Source organism: Aeromonas sp. 3P, assembly GCF_051919745.1.
Lineage (GTDB): Bacteria > Pseudomonadota > Gammaproteobacteria > Enterobacterales > Aeromonadaceae > Aeromonas > Aeromonas veronii.
Genome location: NZ_JBQBED010000001.1, coordinates 1018259 through 1031633, shown reverse-complemented (window position 1 = coordinate 1031633; position 13375 = coordinate 1018259). Strand labels below are relative to the sequence as shown.

Sequence of the window (13375 nt, the reverse complement as noted above, 5' to 3'; positions counted from 1 at the left end):
ACACCGGCCTCAGGCCGGTGTGTTGTTTTGGGCAGCAGAGCTGGTTGGGAGGGGCGCCGAGATGGTCGGCTCGCTGGCGGTCGGTAACCGCATAACGCGGGGATAGTGGCGCGGGTCGAGGCGCAGCACCAGCAGGCTCATCAGCAGCAATCCTCCCAGTTGCCACAGCCAGGCGGCCGCAAAGTCGCCCACATAGTGATAGAGCCGCGCCGCCACCCAGGGGCCGGTGGCGGCCAGCATAAAGCCGAATCCCTGCATCAGGGCGCTCAGGGTGCCCGCGCGGCGCGGGTCTGGCAGGTGATCGAGCGCAATCACCATGATGAGCGAAAAACTGCCGCCAAGACCGGCGCCGCACAGCATGCACCAGAGAATGGGGGCGCTGGCTGGCGCCAGCCAGAGGCCGCCGAATCCCGCCAGTTGCATGGCGATGGCAAGCCCCATCCACGGCCGCCGATCCAGACTGCGCGCCGCCAGCAGCGGCAGGCCGAGGCCGCTGGCGGTCTGCGCCAGTGCCAGCCAGGCGACCAGTTCGCCCGCCTGTGCGGCGCTCCACCCTTGCGCCATATAGGCGGGGGCCAGCCAGGCCACTACGATGCCGTAGCCGCTGTTGATGATGCCAAAGCAGACGATCAGCAACCAACTGCGGGGCAAGGCAATCAGCCGCTGTTCGCCGTGGGGAATGGCGACCGCGGCGGCCCGTGGCAGACGCACTTTCCACCCTAGCCAGACGAGGGCCAGCAGCAGCGGCAGGCTCCAGAGCGCCAGTGCCCGCGACCAGTCGAGGCTCGCCGCCAGCCTTGGGGTGAGGCTGGCCCCCAGTGCTCCGCCCCCCATCATGCAGGCGGAGAAGATCCCCATCACCAGCGGTACCTTGTGGGCGAAGGCCTGCTTGATCAGCGCCGGTAGCACTCCCTGCACCAGTGCCGACCCCAATCCACAAAGCGCAGCACTGGCGATCAGCAAGCTGCCGCTTTGGGCATCGAAGCGGATGGCGCTGCCAATGCCGAGCAGCAGCAGGGCCGCCCCCAATAGTTGGCACGCACTGGCGCGCCGACGCAGGCTGGGGGTGAGCAGCACACCAATCCCGATGAGCCACAGCGGCAGCAGGGTGAGCCAGGCCAGGGTATCCATCCCGAGCGACAGGGCGCGGCCAATCTCGCCGCTCAGCGGGCCGATGGCGGTAAGAAAGGGGCGCAGGTTAAGGCCAGTCAGGATCACCAGCACCAGCAGGGCAGTCTGGCCTGCGGGTTGATCCGTATTTCGTTGATTCATCGGGTGCAGTTTCCGGTTCTGGGAGAGACAGGGGGCACTCGGGACGCGGAGTCATCGAGGCTGAACATGGCTGATCACCGTCTAAAGGAGGCAAAAGCGTCAGCCTAGCGGGCTCGAAAGTCATTTGGAAATTAAATGATAGAATGGGCTTCAGTGGTTTTGTAAATGGAGTGCCCCATGCTGGATCCCCTGTTACTGCGCAGTTTTGTCGCCATTATCGACACCGGCAGCTTTACCCGCGCCGGTGAACGGGTCCATCTGACCCAATCCACCATCAGCCAGCAGATCCGCCGCCTTGAGCAGCAGCTTGGCTGTCCGCTGCTGGACCGCTCCGGTCGGCAGGTGGTGGCAACGGCGGAGGGAGAAAAATTGCTGGGTCTGGCCCGCCGCATTCTGGCGCTGCTGGCACAGGCCGAGGAGCAGGTGAGCGAGGGGAGCATATCGCTCAGCCTCGGGGTGCCGGAGGATTTCGCCGCAGGCGCCATTACCCCGGTGCTGGCCGCCTTTGCCCGCGACTACCCCGAGGTGCGGCTGGAGGTGCAAAGTGGCCTGAGTCACGAGATCTGGCAGCGCTTCGCGGCGGGGGAGCTGGATCTGGCGCTGGTCAAACAGGTGCGCGGACAGGGCTCGCCGCTCGCCAGCTGGCGTGAGCCGCTGGTGTGGGTCGATAGTCGCGACTGGCCAGCGAAGGGGCGTGATCCGCTGCCGCTGGTCGCCTTCCCGAGCGAAGGGCTCTATCGCCAGCAGATGACCGAGGCGCTCGATGGTCTGGGTCGGCGCTGGCGGATCGCCTATGTCAGCGCCAGCCTTGCCAGTTTGCAGGGGGCGGTGAGCGCGGGGATCGGGGTGAGCTTGCTGCCCAAACGGCTGATGCCCGCCGATCAGCTGGCCCTGACCCAGTGGCCCAAGGTGGCGCCGGTGGAGCTGGCGCTCCATGCGGCAAAGGATGGGGGCGAACCGCTTAGCCACTTGAGTTCGGCCCTGATCGCCCTCTGTGACGAGGTGATGGGGCCGCAGTAACTTGTGGTATGGGGAAAACTGAAGTCGGAAAGATAAACGGGGGGATCAGTGATCCTTCCCCTCCGCCAGCTTGCGCTCGTAGTCATTTTTGACGATGGCCAGCGCCGCCAGCACCAGCTCGGGGGCCAGCTGGTTGGTTTCCAGCAGTTCAATCAGATCCACCGCGAGTTTCACCTCGGGCGGGGCAGTTTCCAGTGACATGGGCAGGGTTCCGGTTGCGGGAAGAGGGGGGATTATACAGGGGCGCCGCCGTTGGCCGAAAGCGCCCGCTCTGTCGGGCTGTGAGGCATGAAGGTCACAGGTGCTGGCGCATCTCTTTGTCGATCTCCTCGCGCAGGGCGATGAGCTTTTTGGCGTACTGCTGCAACTGCAGATCGCTCTCGCTCAGTGGCTGCCACTGGGGCACCGGGGTCGGTTTGCCCTGCTCATCCATCGCCACGAAGATGATGATGCAGTGGGTGGTCTTGTGGCGCTCGGTCTCGGTGGGGTGGCGGCTGTAGACATCCACCGCCAGATGCATGCTGGTGGTGCCGGTGTGGATCACCTGGGCGTGAACCTCTACCAGCTGGCCAATCTGGATGGGGCGCAAAAAGCGGATCCCCCCCACATAGACGGTCACCGCATAGCCGCCGCACCAGCCAGCGGCGCAGGCATAGCCCGCCTGATCGATCCACTTCATCACCATGCCGCCGTGTACCTTGCCGCCGAAATTGACGTCGGAGGGTTCGGCCAGAAATTGCAGGGTCAGTTCGCGATTTGGCACAGTTACATCCTTATTGCCTGAAGGGTTTCCCTGAGCTTTGCCCCATCGGCCTGCCCGGTCAAGGGTTCATCCCCGATTCAGGGGGGCGGGGTCACTATCTGGCTCTATCGACGGGAACATAGCCGCAGGAGTGACACCATGAAACAGATGCTGGAACAGTTGCTGGGGGCTGGCAAAGGCTGGCTCAACGAAGGCGGAGACAAGCGCAAGGGGCAGATGCAGGGAGCGCTGGCCGGTGGCGCGCTCGGTCTGCTGCTGGGCAATAAAAAAGTGCGCAAATATGGCGGCAAGGCCGCTGCCGTGGGCGGCGCGGCGGCCCTTGGCGGGCTGGCCTACAAGCTCTATCAGGATTGGCAGGCCCAGCAGGCGGCACCCGCCCAGCCTACCCATCCCGTCAGTACCCTGGAAGGCAATGCGCTGGATGCCCGCGCGGCACTCTTGGTGCGTGCCATGGTGGCGGCAGCCCGGGCCGATGGCCATATCGACGGCGCCGAGCGCCAGAAAATTCAGGAGTACCTGACCGAACAGGGTCAGAGCGATGTGGCCCGCTGGATTGACGCCGAGCTGGCCCGTCCCCTCGATCCCCATGCGCTGGCGCGGGAAGTGACCGACATGGAGCTGGCCACCGAGGTCTATCTCGCCTCCCTGCTCGCCATCGAGGTGGATCACTTTATGGAGCGAGGCTATCTCGACGAACTGGCGCGCGCCCTCAAGCTCGATGACAACCTCAAGGGGAGCATCGAGCGGCAGGTGGCCCAGCTTAACGCCCCCGCTTGATATCCCTCATCGTCATGGATTGCCGATAACGCCCCGCTCAAGGGGCGTTGTTGTTTCTGCTGCCCGCCAAAAGATACGGATGAGCCTATTTGGATTGTGGGGCACAGCCCCTAAGATGGCGCAGGACCATCACCATTTTTGCAAGGAGCAACCGTTGGATATACGCAAGGCAAGCGAACTGGATATCGACGCCATTGTCGAGCTGAACCGGCAGATTGGAGAGATCCACCATCAGCACTATCCCGAAGTGTTCTGCCCCCCTTCGCCAGAGGAGCGGGAGTTTTTGCTGAGCGCCATCGGCGTGGAAGGGCGTCTGTTCTGCGTTGCCGAGCAGGATGGCATGGTGGTGGGCTTTTTGACGGCGCGGATCGATATCAATGAGAGCGTGCCATTTCTCACCCGTGCGCCGATTTGCCGGATCGGCTCCGTGGTGGTGGATGAGCAGCGCCGCTCTCGCGGGATTGGCAAGGCGCTGATCGCCCATTGCGATGAGTGGGCCAAGGCCCGTGATGCTCAGCAAATCCGGCTGGAGGTGATGGCCTTCAACGAGCGCGCCCAAGCCCTCTACGAGGCGCTGGGCTTCAAGGTGCAGTCGCAGATCATGGCCAGATAACCAGTTTCTGATGGCGAGCCAAGGCGCGTCACTCCCCAACTACACAGGCCCGCTACGGGCCTTTGTTCGTTTCGTCAGCGGCTCTTTGCCACGTTACTTTTCACCGAGTTGTGCGGCAATCAGTGCGGCCAGCCGGGTGAGGGCCTGCTCCAGCTGTTCGCTCCAGGGATGGGAGCTGTTGAGGCGCAGGCAGTGGTTGTGTTGCCCCTGACTGGAGAAGAGCGCGCCGGGGGCTACTGAAAAACCGCTGCCCAGAGCCTTGGCGTGCAGGGCGCGGCTGTCGAAATGGGCAGGCAGCTCTAGCCAGAGGAAGTAGCCGCCATCGGGGGAGGAGATCCGCACCTCGTCCGGAAGCAAGCGCTGCAGGGCCGCCCGCATCTGCTGCTGGCGCTGGGCTAGGGTGTGGCGCAGGCGGCGAAAGTGGGCATCGACCCCGCCCTGGCGCAGCATCTCGGCCAGCGCTAGCTGGCTCGGTACATTGGTGGAGAGGGTGGACATCAGTTGCAGCCGCTGCACCCGCTCGGCATGGGGTCCCGCCACCACCCAGCCGACCCGAAAGCCCGGCGCCAGACACTTGGAAAATGAGCTGCAGAGCAGGCTGTCGCCACGCTGATCCCAGTGCTTGATGGGTTTGGGGCGCTCGCGGCCGAAGTAGACCTCGGCATAGACGTCATCCTCCACCAGCGGCACCCCATGGCTGTTGAGCAGCGCCATCAGCCGCGCTTTGTGGCTATCCGGCATGGTGTGGCCCAGCGGGTGCTGAACATTGCCCATCAACCAGCAGGCCTTGACCGGAATGCGGGTGAGGGCGTCTTCCAATAGCGCCAGATCGATGCCCACCCCCGGAATGACCGGGATCTCCACCGCCTTGAGTTTCAGCCGCTCGATGGCCTGCAGGGCGCCATAGAAGGTGGGGGACTCCACCACCACCCAGTCACCGGGCTCGGTCAGCACCTGCAGACTGAGGGAGAGTGCCTCCATGGCGCCTGTGGTGATGATGATCTCCTGCGGATTGACCGCCACCCCGTCGCTGGCGTAACGCTGGGCGATGGCGCGGCGCAGCGCTTCGTTGCCGGGGGGCAGGTCGGCCACCGTGCTGAAGGGATCTAGCTTGCGCATGCAGCTGGCCAGCGCACGCCCGAGCTGGGGATGGGGGAACAGGGTCGGGTCTGCTACCGACATGCCAAGGGGCACCAGATCCCGCGATTTGCTCGCCTGCAACACCTCGAACACCAGATCGTTGATATCCACCGAGCCGCTGTAGTGGGTCTGGCTCGGGGTGTGCTGCACGACCTGTGGTGAGGCGGCTTTGACGTAGTAGCCGGACTGGGGGCGGGCGAGGATCCGCCCCTGACTTTCGAGCAGTTGATAGGCCTGCAACACCGTCATGGGGCTGAGCCCGTGGGTCTTGCAGCTCTGTCGAATGGAGGGGATGCGCTCCCCCGGTTGCCAGATGCCATCGTCAATCTGGCTTTGCAGGCGGTCGGCCAACTGCTGGTAAAGGGACATGATTTGGATCAACTGTTATAGGTGTAATTCAATATAACTGCATCTGTTATAGGTGTCATGCTCCGTGATGTACTTGTCACGCACGAAACGTGCAAGGCAAATACAACAAAAGAGAGTGACGCATGATCAATCCGGATGACGTGGTCAGCCTGTCTCGCCTGCAATTTGGCGCCACGGCCCTGTTCCACTTCCTGTTTGTGCCCCTCACGCTGGGGCTGTCCTGGATCCTGGTGATCGCCGAGTCGGCTTATGTGATGACCGGCAAGGTGATCTATCAGGACATCACCCGCTTCTGGGGCAAACTGTTTGGCATCAACTTCGTCATGGGGGTCACCACGGGGATCACCATGGAGTTTCAGTTCGGCACCAACTGGGCTTACTACTCCCACTATGTGGGGGACATCTTCGGTACCCCGCTGGCCATCGAGGGGCTGATGGCCTTCTTTCTCGAATCGACCCTGGTGGGGCTCTTCTTCTTCGGTTGGGACAAGCTCTCCCGCGGCAAGCACCTGCTGGTGACCATGCTGGTGGCGCTCGGCTCCAATCTCTCGGCGCTCTGGATCCTGATCGGTAACGGCTGGATGCAAAACCCGGTGGGGGCCGAGTTCAACCTGTTGACCCAGCGGATGGAGCTGGTGGATATCGCCGCCGTGCTGTTTAACCCGGTGGCTCAGGTGAAGTTCGTTCACACCGTTGCGGCGGGCTATGTGGCCGCCTCCATGTTCGTGATGGGGGTGAGCAGCTGGTATCTGCTGCGCAAGACGGAAGTGCAGTTTGCCCTGCGCTCATTCGCTATTGCCTCCGGCTTTGGGCTGGCAGCCATTCTCTCGGTCATTGTGCTCGGGGATGAGTCGGGCTATCGCACCGGCGAGGTGCAGAAGGTCAAGCTCGCCGCCATCGAGGCGGAGTGGGAGACCGAGCCAGCGCCAGCTTCCTTTACCCTGTTCGGCTTCCCGGATCAGACTGCCGAGACCACCCACGCCGCCATCAAGATCCCGTATCTGATGGGGATCATCGCCACCCGCTCCATCGACGAGGCGGTGACCGGCCTCAAGGATATCAAGGTGCAGAACGAGGAGCGCATTCGCAGCGGCATGGTGGCGGCCGAGGCTCTCGAGCAGTCCGGCAGGGTGATGACAGCCCAGCCAACCGTGCCCGCTTCGAGCAGCACGGCAAGGATCTTGGCTACGGCATGCTGCTGACCCCCTATGCCAGCAATATCGCCAAGGCCGGTGAGGCGGAGATCGCCAAAGCGGTCGATGACTCCATCCCGCCGGTGGCACCGCTCTTCTGGGGCTTTCGGGTGATGGTGGGGCTTGGTGTCACCATGCTGGGGCTGATGGTGATGAGCTTTGTTCAGCTCTGCCGCAACCGGCTGCAAGACTCGCCACGGCTGCTCAAGACCCTGCTCTGGAGCATTCCGCTGCCCTGGATTGCCATCGAGGCGGGCTGGCTGGTGGCCGAGCTTGGCCGTCAACCCTGGACCATCAGCGACGTGCTGCCGGTCTCGGCCTCGGTCTCTTTGCTTCAGCCGGGCCAACTCTGGTTCAGCCTCATCGCCATCTGTTCCATCTACACCCTGTTGCTGGTGGTGGAGCTGTTCCTGTTGCGCCATGTGATCCGCAAGGGGCCCGCCATTCTCCATACCGGCCGCTACAGCGGTGAACAACCCGAACTTGCGAGGATCGCCTGATGGATTACGCAACCCTGAAACTCATCTGGTGGGCGCTGGTGCTCTTCATGATGGTCGGTTTTATCGTGATGGATGGCTTCGATCTCGGCATCGCCATGCTGCTGCCGGTGGTGTCGAAAGATGACGACGACCGCCGTCTGGTGATCAACAGCGTGGGACCGGTGTGGGAGGGCAATCAGGTGTGGCTGATTGCCGGCGCCGGTGCCCTTTTCGCCGCCTGGCCGCTGGTTTATGCCGCCGCCTTCTCGGGGCTTTACATCCCCATGGTGGTGCTGCTGCTCGGGCTATTTTTGCGTCCGGTCGGCTTTGACTATCGCAGCAAGCTGGCCGATCCGCTGTGGCGCCGCTGGTGGGATCGGGCGCTGGTGGCCGGCGGCCTGATACCGGCGCTCATCCTCGGTGCGGCTATCGGTCTGGTGATGGAGGGGCTGCCGTTTCGCTTCGATACGGCGCTGCGTCTGCACTACGGCGCGTTCGACTTCCACTGGGGCTGGCTGCTCTCGGTGCTGGCCACCGCCATCACCCTGTTGCTACTGCACGGCGCCGGTTTTCTGCAAGCCAAGGTGACTGGCACCCCTGCGCTGCGCGCACGGGGGATCGCCATCCTGCTGGCCCCGCTGGTGAGCCTCTGCTACCTGCTGGCCGGCTGGCATCTGGTGGATCTGCAAGGGTTTCAGCTGACCGGTGTCGGCACACAACCCTTTGACCCGAATGCTGCCATCAGCCCGCTGATGAAGGGGGTGATCCCCCACGCCGGAGGCTGGCTGCGCAACTATTTTGACTATCCGCTGCTGTGGCTGGTGCCGATCATCGGGGCGCTGGCGCCGCTGGTGAGCGGGATTGCCTCCTGGCTGGAGCGGGGCCGGATTGCGCTGCTGGCCAGCGCCATCGCCTGCGCCGCCATGCTCTGCTCGGTGGCCATCGCCCTGTTCCCCTTCGTGCTGCCTTCATCCCTCGATGCGGTCAGCAGCCTGACCCTGTGGGACAGCACCTCCAGCTACAAGACCCTGGCCATCATGTTCGGCCTCGTGCTGGTGCTGATGCCGGTCAACCTGGGCTACACCGGCTGGGTCTATCGGGTGGTGCGCGGCAAGCTCGACCGTGCCCGCATCAAGCGCGACAGCCATCAACTCTACTGACCTCAAGGGATCTGCTATGTGGTACTTCACCTGGATTTTGGGCCTCGGATTCGCCCTGCTGCTGGGCCTGTGCAACCTGCTCTGGCTGGAAGCGCGCTGGCAGGCGGACGAACGGGACGGCAACTGACGGCGGGGTTCGCGCCCCGCCACGGCCGGTGGTTGGCGTTCACACGTCGCCATCGGCCCCTCTCTCCCCCTCTTTAAACGACACAAACGACACACTTTCAACCGACAACCAACCGACAGGTAATTGTGATGAAACAGAGATTGAAAGCGGTGGCGCTGGCCATCGGGTGCGCGCTCACCGTCGCCCCGGCCTGTGCCGAACCGGTACAACTGACGCCACTGGATAAAACCTTCACCCTGCAGGTGCTCGGCAGTGGCGGCCCCATCTCCGACGACCTTCGCGCCTCCTCCAGCGAGGTGATCTGGTGGAAGGGGAAATCCCGCATCCTGATCGATGCCGGTGGCGGCGTCTACCTGCGCTTCGGCCAGGCGGGGGCCAAGCTCGAAGAGGTCGATTTTATCGGCATCACCCACTTTCACACCGATCATGTGACCGACCTGCCCGCCCTGCTCAAGGGGGCCTACTTCTTCGAGCGCAGCGATCCGCTGGATCTGGCGGGGCCACAAGCCGGCTCGGTCTTCCCCAGCATGAGCGGCTATTTTGATGCCCTCTTCAACAAAGACAAGGGCGCTTATGCCTACCTGAGCGGTTTCAAGGATGGCACTGATGGCATCTTCCCCATCACCTTGCACGATGTGCCCTACCAGAGCCCGCAGCCTCACACCGTCTATCAGCAGGATGGGCTGACCATCACCGCGCTCGGCATCCCTCACGGTGACGTGCCCTGTCTGGCCTATCGCATCGAGAGCGCCGAGGGGACCATCGTTATCTCGGCGGATCAGAACGGCAGCAACCCGGCCTTTGTGCCGTTTGCCAAGGGGGCCGACATTCTGGTGATGCCGCTCGCCATCCACGAAGGGGCCGACCCTGTCTCCGCCTCGCTTCACGCCAAGCCGTCGGTGGTGGCCAAGATTGCCGCCGAGGTGAACCCCAAGCTGCTGGTGCTCAACCACTGGATGGGGGTTGGCCTCAATCACAAGAAAGAGGCGATGGCCATCGTCAAACAGCAGTTCCACGGCCAGATCGTGGCCGCCCGCGATCTCTCCAGCTACCCCGTTTCATCCGTCAAGGAGTCCGCCCATGAGTAACTCAAGCAGCAACAAAACCACCGGCAAACTGACCCTCTCCATCGCCATGACCAGCCTGATTGCCCTGACCCCGGGGCTGGCGCTGGCGGCCACCCCGAGCGATGCCCCAGTCAAGGCCGCCCCCAGCGAACAGCACGGTGGCAAGTGTGCGGCGGGCAAGTGCGGCACCGAGAAGCGCTTTGAAAAGCAAGCCCTCGACAGTGATCCGCAGGGTCGACTGGTGCGCGCTCGCGATGGCAAGTGTGGCGTGGCGGGCGAGGGGATTGATGGCGACAGCTCCAGCAAGGGCAGCAAGATGACGGAGGGGGTATGCGGCCAATAAGCTCCCGCAGTCGGGGGATCGGGCTGCGCCAGGAGCATCTGGATGCGCTCTGCGCCGGCCCCGTCCACCCCGGCATCGACTTTCTCGAGCTGGCGCCGGAGAACTGGATGGCCATCGGCGGCGCCAAGCGGGCGCAGCTGCATCAGCTTGCCGAGCGTTACCCGCTGGTGGCCCACGGCCTCAGCCTCTCTCTCGGCGATTGCCAGCCCCTCAATCGCACTTTGCTCAGCCAGATCCGCACCTTTCTGGACGAGTTCGGAATAGAGATCTATAGCGAGCACCTGAGCTTTTCCCGCGACGGGCAGGGTTATCTCTACGAGCTCTTACCGGTGCCGCGCCAGTGGGAGAACATCCCCTATCTGGCAGAGCGGATCGCGCAGGTGCAGGAGGCGCTGGCCCGCCCGCTGGTGCTGGAAAATATCTCCTACTACCACGGCTATGACCACGAGATGCCGGAGGAGGATTTTCTCGCCGAGCTGGTGGCGCGCAGCGGCTGCGAGCTGCTGCTCGATATCAACAACGTCTTTGTGAACAGCCGCAACCACGGTTACTGCCCCAAGCGGATGATCGCCGGGCTGCCGGGCAATGCGATCCGTTACTTCCATATCGCTGGTCATCTGGAAGAGGCGGATGGCACCTTGCTGGATACCCATGGTCGTCCGGTCTGTGAGGAGGTGGTGGCGCTGGCCCGTTATACGGTGCAGACCCATGGCCTGCGCCCCCTGCTGCTGGAGCGGGATCACCATCTGCCACCGTTGGCAGAGCTGGAGGCCGAGCTGGCGCGGGTGCACGGCGCCTGTTGCGAGGCGATCGACCGTCAGGTGTGGGAGGTGCGCTATGGATAGACGGTTATCACTGATCACTGCGCCCAAAACGGCGCCGCAGCGGATGCAGCAGCAGACCGCCTGGCTGGCGAGCCGGGTGCGGCTGCCGCAGGATGGCATCGCCAGCCACTATGCCCGCAGCGTGCGCGCTAATGTGGAGTCGGTACTGGAGAGCGCTTTTCCGCTCACCCACGCTCACTGGGCACCGGTGGATAGGTGGCAGCTGGTGGAAGGCTTTGTCATCGCGCACGGCGCCGAGGCCCCCGAGTTTCACCATATCGCCACCGAGTTTGTCCGCTATGTGCAACATCGCCACGGCGAGTGCACCCTCAACTGGCCAAGGCAGCGGCTGGCGCTGTTGGAGTACGAGTGGGCCTGCCTCTGTGTCGAGATTGACCAAGGGGTGGTGCCGCAAGTGTTGCCGGGGGAGGAGGTAACGGCGGAGAGTCCGCTTGGGCTCAATCCTACCCTGCAACTGCTTGAGCTCCCCTTTGCTATTCGTCGCAGCGGCGTGGTGCCGACCCGGCAGGGCAACCACTTCTATGGCCTGTTTCGCAGCCCGGATCATCAGGTGGTGACCCAGCTGTTGCGCGAATGGGACGTGGCACTGATCCAGTTGCTGCAACAGCAGCCGGGGATCACCCAAGCCGCGTTCCAGCAACAGGTGCAACAGGTTCGCAGCGATTTTGATCTGACCGAGTGGGTACGCCATTTTCACCGGCTGGGTCTGTTGATCCTGCCCGTCGGCGAGCGCCAGTCCGGCCCCCCCTTGCCCCCATTTAGCAAACACCAAGGAGAATTCCCATGAACAACACTCTGATCCAGTGGTACGAGCGGGCGGTGGCCCAGTGCAAGCGGCTCGATTTTCTGGCCCTGCTGGCCATTCGTCTCTATCTCATTCCGGTCATCTATGTGGGGGCCCACTCCAAGGTGGTGGGCTTTGCCGGCACGGTCGCCTGGTTTGGTGCGCCAGTCTCGGAAGGGGGGCTCAACCTGCCGTTCCCGACCCTGCTCGCTTTTCTGGCGGCGGGCACCGAGGTGCTGGGCTGCATCTGCATCGCCCTTGGCCTCTTTACCCGCATCATGGCCATTCCTACCATCTTCCTGATGAGCGTGGCGAGCGCCATGGTGCACTGGAAGCACGGCTGGGATGCCATCGCTACCGGCAGCATGGAGGCCACTGTGCGCCTCAACGGCTTTATCGAGTGGCTGGCCGCCAACTTCCCCGGTCGTTACAACTACATCACCGAGCTCGGGGATCCCGTGATGCTCAACAACGGGATGGAGTTTGCCGCCACCTACTTCGTGATGCTGCTGGTGCTGCTGGTTTACGGCGGGGGCCGCTACGTCAGCCTCGACTACTGGCTCAAACGTGCCGTGACCGGCAAAGCAGGCGTGCAACAGGCGGCATAAGACCCGCCAACGGATAACAAAAACCATAACGACAGAGCGTGAAAAACAGCGAGCGGCCGGGGGCCGCTCGCTGTTTTTGTGCTGTGTGGGGGGGAGTGTCAGCTGCGTCAGCCGTTACTGGTAGCGGCCGACCGCGATGGGGGACTCCTGCTCAATCTGGCCAAGGCGCTCGGCCCACTGGGCGAGCCAGGTTTCCCGCTCTTCTTGCGAGACCCGCACTGGGGCATAACAGATATGGGGGCGCAGCACATCGAAGCCGACAAATTGCAGGATCCCGCGCTGGATGGGGCGCAGCACCCCGTCGATATCGCCGTTGAAGCCGTCGGGCAGATAGGTCTCGGCAGGGCCACCGGTGGTCAGGCTCAGCAGGGCCCGCTTGCCGCGAAATTTGCCGCTCTCGTAGATATGGCCCTGACCATAGACCCGCCCCATGGCAAAGACTCTATCCACCCACCCCTTGAGGATGGCAGGCAGGCCAAACCACCAGAGCGGAAACTGGAAGATCAGCAGATCGGCCGCCTCCAGCTTTTGCATCTCCTGCTCCAGCTGCGGGGCAAAGTTGCCCTGCTCGGTGGCAGCCAGCTCTTCGAGTTGCAGCTTGAGAAAATCGGGATCGCTGGTGGCGGTGAAGTTGCGTCGATCCGAGACGGGATCAAAGCCCATGGCATAGAGATCGCTGGTCATCACTGTGTGGCCCGCCTGCTCCAGCGCCCTGATGGCGTGGCAGAAGAGGGCACCGTTGAAGCTTTTGGGTTCGGGATGGGCATAGACGATAAGCACCTTCATAACAGACTCCGTGGCAAATGATGCTAGGG

15 protein-coding genes and 1 pseudogene are annotated in these 13375 nt (G+C 63.3%); 11 read left to right on the top strand and 5 right to left on the bottom strand.

Annotated elements, in window-relative coordinates:
• Positions 1 to 9: 9 nt before the first annotated feature.
• Positions 10 to 1272: an MFS transporter gene (locus tag ACTG19_RS04590; RefSeq protein ID WP_439988796.1), complete on the bottom strand. Its 1263-nt coding sequence runs from the start codon at positions 1270 to 1272 to the stop codon at positions 10 to 12.
• 177 nt (positions 1273 to 1449) lie between these two features.
• Here ACTG19_RS04590 and ACTG19_RS04585 point away from each other — a divergent pair, with 177 nt between their 5' ends.
• Positions 1450 to 2292, top strand: a complete 843-nt coding sequence (locus ACTG19_RS04585; protein WP_439988794.1) for a LysR family transcriptional regulator — start codon at positions 1450 to 1452, stop codon at positions 2290 to 2292.
• A 45-nt stretch (positions 2293 to 2337) separates the two neighbouring features.
• Here ACTG19_RS04585 and rsmS read toward each other — a convergent pair whose 3' ends face one another.
• Together rsmS and ACTG19_RS04575 are read right to left on the bottom strand one after the other, a co-directional pair.
• A complete protein-coding gene (rsmS, locus tag ACTG19_RS04580) occupies positions 2338 to 2493 on the bottom strand; it encodes a pleiotropic regulatory protein RsmS (RefSeq protein WP_005359642.1) in 156 nt (51 codons plus the stop codon).
• Between the two features lie 94 nt (positions 2494 to 2587).
• The gene (locus ACTG19_RS04575) at positions 2588 to 3055 is read right to left on the bottom strand and encodes an acyl-CoA thioesterase (RefSeq protein ID WP_041208541.1); all 468 of its coding nucleotides are present in this window, start codon (positions 3053 to 3055) and stop codon (positions 2588 to 2590) included.
• A 138-nt stretch (positions 3056 to 3193) separates the two neighbouring features.
• On the opposite strand from ACTG19_RS04575, the gene ACTG19_RS04570 reads away from it, so the two are divergent.
• On the top strand, positions 3194 to 3832 hold the full coding sequence (locus tag ACTG19_RS04570) for a tellurite resistance TerB family protein (protein ID WP_139690650.1): 639 nt from the start codon (positions 3194 to 3196) through the stop codon (positions 3830 to 3832).
• Positions 3833 to 3986: 154 nt separating this feature from the next.
• Positions 3987 to 4445 (top strand): GNAT family N-acetyltransferase, encoded by a 459-nt coding sequence (locus ACTG19_RS04565; protein ID WP_162628327.1) that lies wholly within the window; start codon positions 3987 to 3989, stop codon positions 4443 to 4445.
• 93 nt (positions 4446 to 4538) lie between these two features.
• Here the strand turns inward: ACTG19_RS04565 and ACTG19_RS04560 are convergent, their stop codons facing one another.
• Positions 4539 to 5954 carry an aminotransferase-like domain-containing protein gene (locus ACTG19_RS04560; RefSeq protein WP_113739089.1) on the bottom strand — a complete coding sequence of 472 codons (1416 nt, stop codon included), beginning with the start codon at positions 5952 to 5954 and terminating at the stop codon, positions 4539 to 4541.
• Positions 5955 to 6076: 122 nt separating this feature from the next.
• Here ACTG19_RS04560 and ACTG19_RS04555 point away from each other — a divergent pair.
• The 8 genes and pseudogenes from ACTG19_RS04555 to ACTG19_RS04520 all read left to right on the top strand — a co-directional run bounded on the left by ACTG19_RS04555 (position 6077) and on the right by ACTG19_RS04520 (position 12560).
• A pseudogene (locus ACTG19_RS04555) lies at positions 6077 to 7647 on the top strand (cytochrome ubiquinol oxidase subunit I).
• Positions 7647 to 8786 (top strand): cytochrome d ubiquinol oxidase subunit II, encoded by a 1140-nt coding sequence (cydB, locus tag ACTG19_RS04550; protein WP_111899545.1) that lies wholly within the window; start codon positions 7647 to 7649, stop codon positions 8784 to 8786. Before ACTG19_RS04555 ends, cydB begins: the two are co-directional and overlap by 1 nt.
• Positions 8787 to 8802: 16 nt before the next feature.
• Positions 8803 to 8913 carry a cytochrome bd-I oxidase subunit CydX gene (gene cydX / locus ACTG19_RS04545; RefSeq protein ID WP_005337572.1) on the top strand — a complete coding sequence of 37 codons (111 nt, stop codon included), beginning with the start codon at positions 8803 to 8805 and terminating at the stop codon, positions 8911 to 8913.
• Between the two features lie 128 nt (positions 8914 to 9041).
• Entirely contained in the window at positions 9042 to 10001 is a 960-nt protein-coding gene (locus ACTG19_RS04540) for an MBL fold metallo-hydrolase (protein WP_439988793.1), read from the top strand.
• Positions 9994 to 10323 carry a hypothetical protein gene (locus ACTG19_RS04535; protein WP_139472826.1) on the top strand — a complete coding sequence of 110 codons (330 nt, stop codon included), beginning with the start codon at positions 9994 to 9996 and terminating at the stop codon, positions 10321 to 10323. Before ACTG19_RS04540 ends, ACTG19_RS04535 begins: the two co-directional genes overlap by 8 nt.
• Positions 10311 to 11168 carry a DUF692 domain-containing protein gene (locus ACTG19_RS04530; protein ID WP_439988792.1) on the top strand — a complete coding sequence of 286 codons (858 nt, stop codon included), beginning with the start codon at positions 10311 to 10313 and terminating at the stop codon, positions 11166 to 11168. Before ACTG19_RS04535 ends, ACTG19_RS04530 begins: the two co-directional genes overlap by 13 nt.
• Positions 11161 to 11955, top strand: a complete 795-nt coding sequence (locus ACTG19_RS04525; protein ID WP_439988791.1) for an HvfC/BufC family peptide modification chaperone — start codon at positions 11161 to 11163, stop codon at positions 11953 to 11955. The genes ACTG19_RS04530 and ACTG19_RS04525 overlap by 8 nt, the downstream gene beginning before the upstream one ends.
• Entirely contained in the window at positions 11952 to 12560 is a 609-nt protein-coding gene (locus ACTG19_RS04520; protein ID WP_041208529.1) for an HvfX family Cu-binding RiPP maturation protein, read from the top strand. Before ACTG19_RS04525 ends, ACTG19_RS04520 begins: the two co-directional genes overlap by 4 nt.
• Positions 12561 to 12674: 114 nt before the next feature.
• Here the strand turns inward: ACTG19_RS04520 and ACTG19_RS04515 are convergent, their stop codons facing one another.
• On the bottom strand, positions 12675 to 13346 hold the full coding sequence (locus tag ACTG19_RS04515) for an NAD(P)H-dependent oxidoreductase (RefSeq protein WP_113738687.1): 672 nt from the start codon (positions 13344 to 13346) through the stop codon (positions 12675 to 12677).
• Positions 13347 to 13375: the final 29 nt, after the last annotated feature.

Excerpts from the sequence above, each read along its gene's own strand:
- ACTG19_RS04535 (WP_139472826.1), top strand. The coding sequence starts at position 9,994 with ATGAGTAACTCAAGCAGCAACAAAACCACCGGCAAACTGACCCTCTCC.
- ACTG19_RS04585 (WP_439988794.1), top strand. The coding sequence starts at position 1,450 with ATGCTGGATCCCCTGTTACTGCGCAGTTTTGTCGCCATTATCGACACC.
- ACTG19_RS04560 (WP_113739089.1), bottom strand. The coding sequence starts at position 5,954 with ATGTCCCTTTACCAGCAGTTGGCCGACCGCCTGCAAAGCCAGATTGAC.
- ACTG19_RS04520 (WP_041208529.1), top strand. The coding sequence starts at position 11,952 with ATGAACAACACTCTGATCCAGTGGTACGAGCGGGCGGTGGCCCAGTGC.
- ACTG19_RS04525 (WP_439988791.1), top strand. The coding sequence starts at position 11,161 with ATGGATAGACGGTTATCACTGATCACTGCGCCCAAAACGGCGCCGCAG.
- rsmS (WP_005359642.1), bottom strand. The coding sequence starts at position 2,493 with ATGTCACTGGAAACTGCCCCGCCCGAGGTGAAACTCGCGGTGGATCTG.
- cydX (WP_005337572.1), top strand. The coding sequence starts at position 8,803 with ATGTGGTACTTCACCTGGATTTTGGGCCTCGGATTCGCCCTGCTGCTG.
- ACTG19_RS04540 (WP_439988793.1), top strand. The coding sequence starts at position 9,042 with ATGAAACAGAGATTGAAAGCGGTGGCGCTGGCCATCGGGTGCGCGCTC.
- ACTG19_RS04590 (WP_439988796.1), bottom strand. The coding sequence starts at position 1,272 with ATGAATCAACGAAATACGGATCAACCCGCAGGCCAGACTGCCCTGCTG.
- cydB (WP_111899545.1), top strand. The coding sequence starts at position 7,647 with ATGGATTACGCAACCCTGAAACTCATCTGGTGGGCGCTGGTGCTCTTC.
- ACTG19_RS04530 (WP_439988792.1), top strand. The coding sequence starts at position 10,311 with ATGCGGCCAATAAGCTCCCGCAGTCGGGGGATCGGGCTGCGCCAGGAG.
- ACTG19_RS04515 (WP_113738687.1), bottom strand. The coding sequence starts at position 13,346 with ATGAAGGTGCTTATCGTCTATGCCCATCCCGAACCCAAAAGCTTCAAC.
- ACTG19_RS04570 (WP_139690650.1), top strand. The coding sequence starts at position 3,194 with ATGAAACAGATGCTGGAACAGTTGCTGGGGGCTGGCAAAGGCTGGCTC.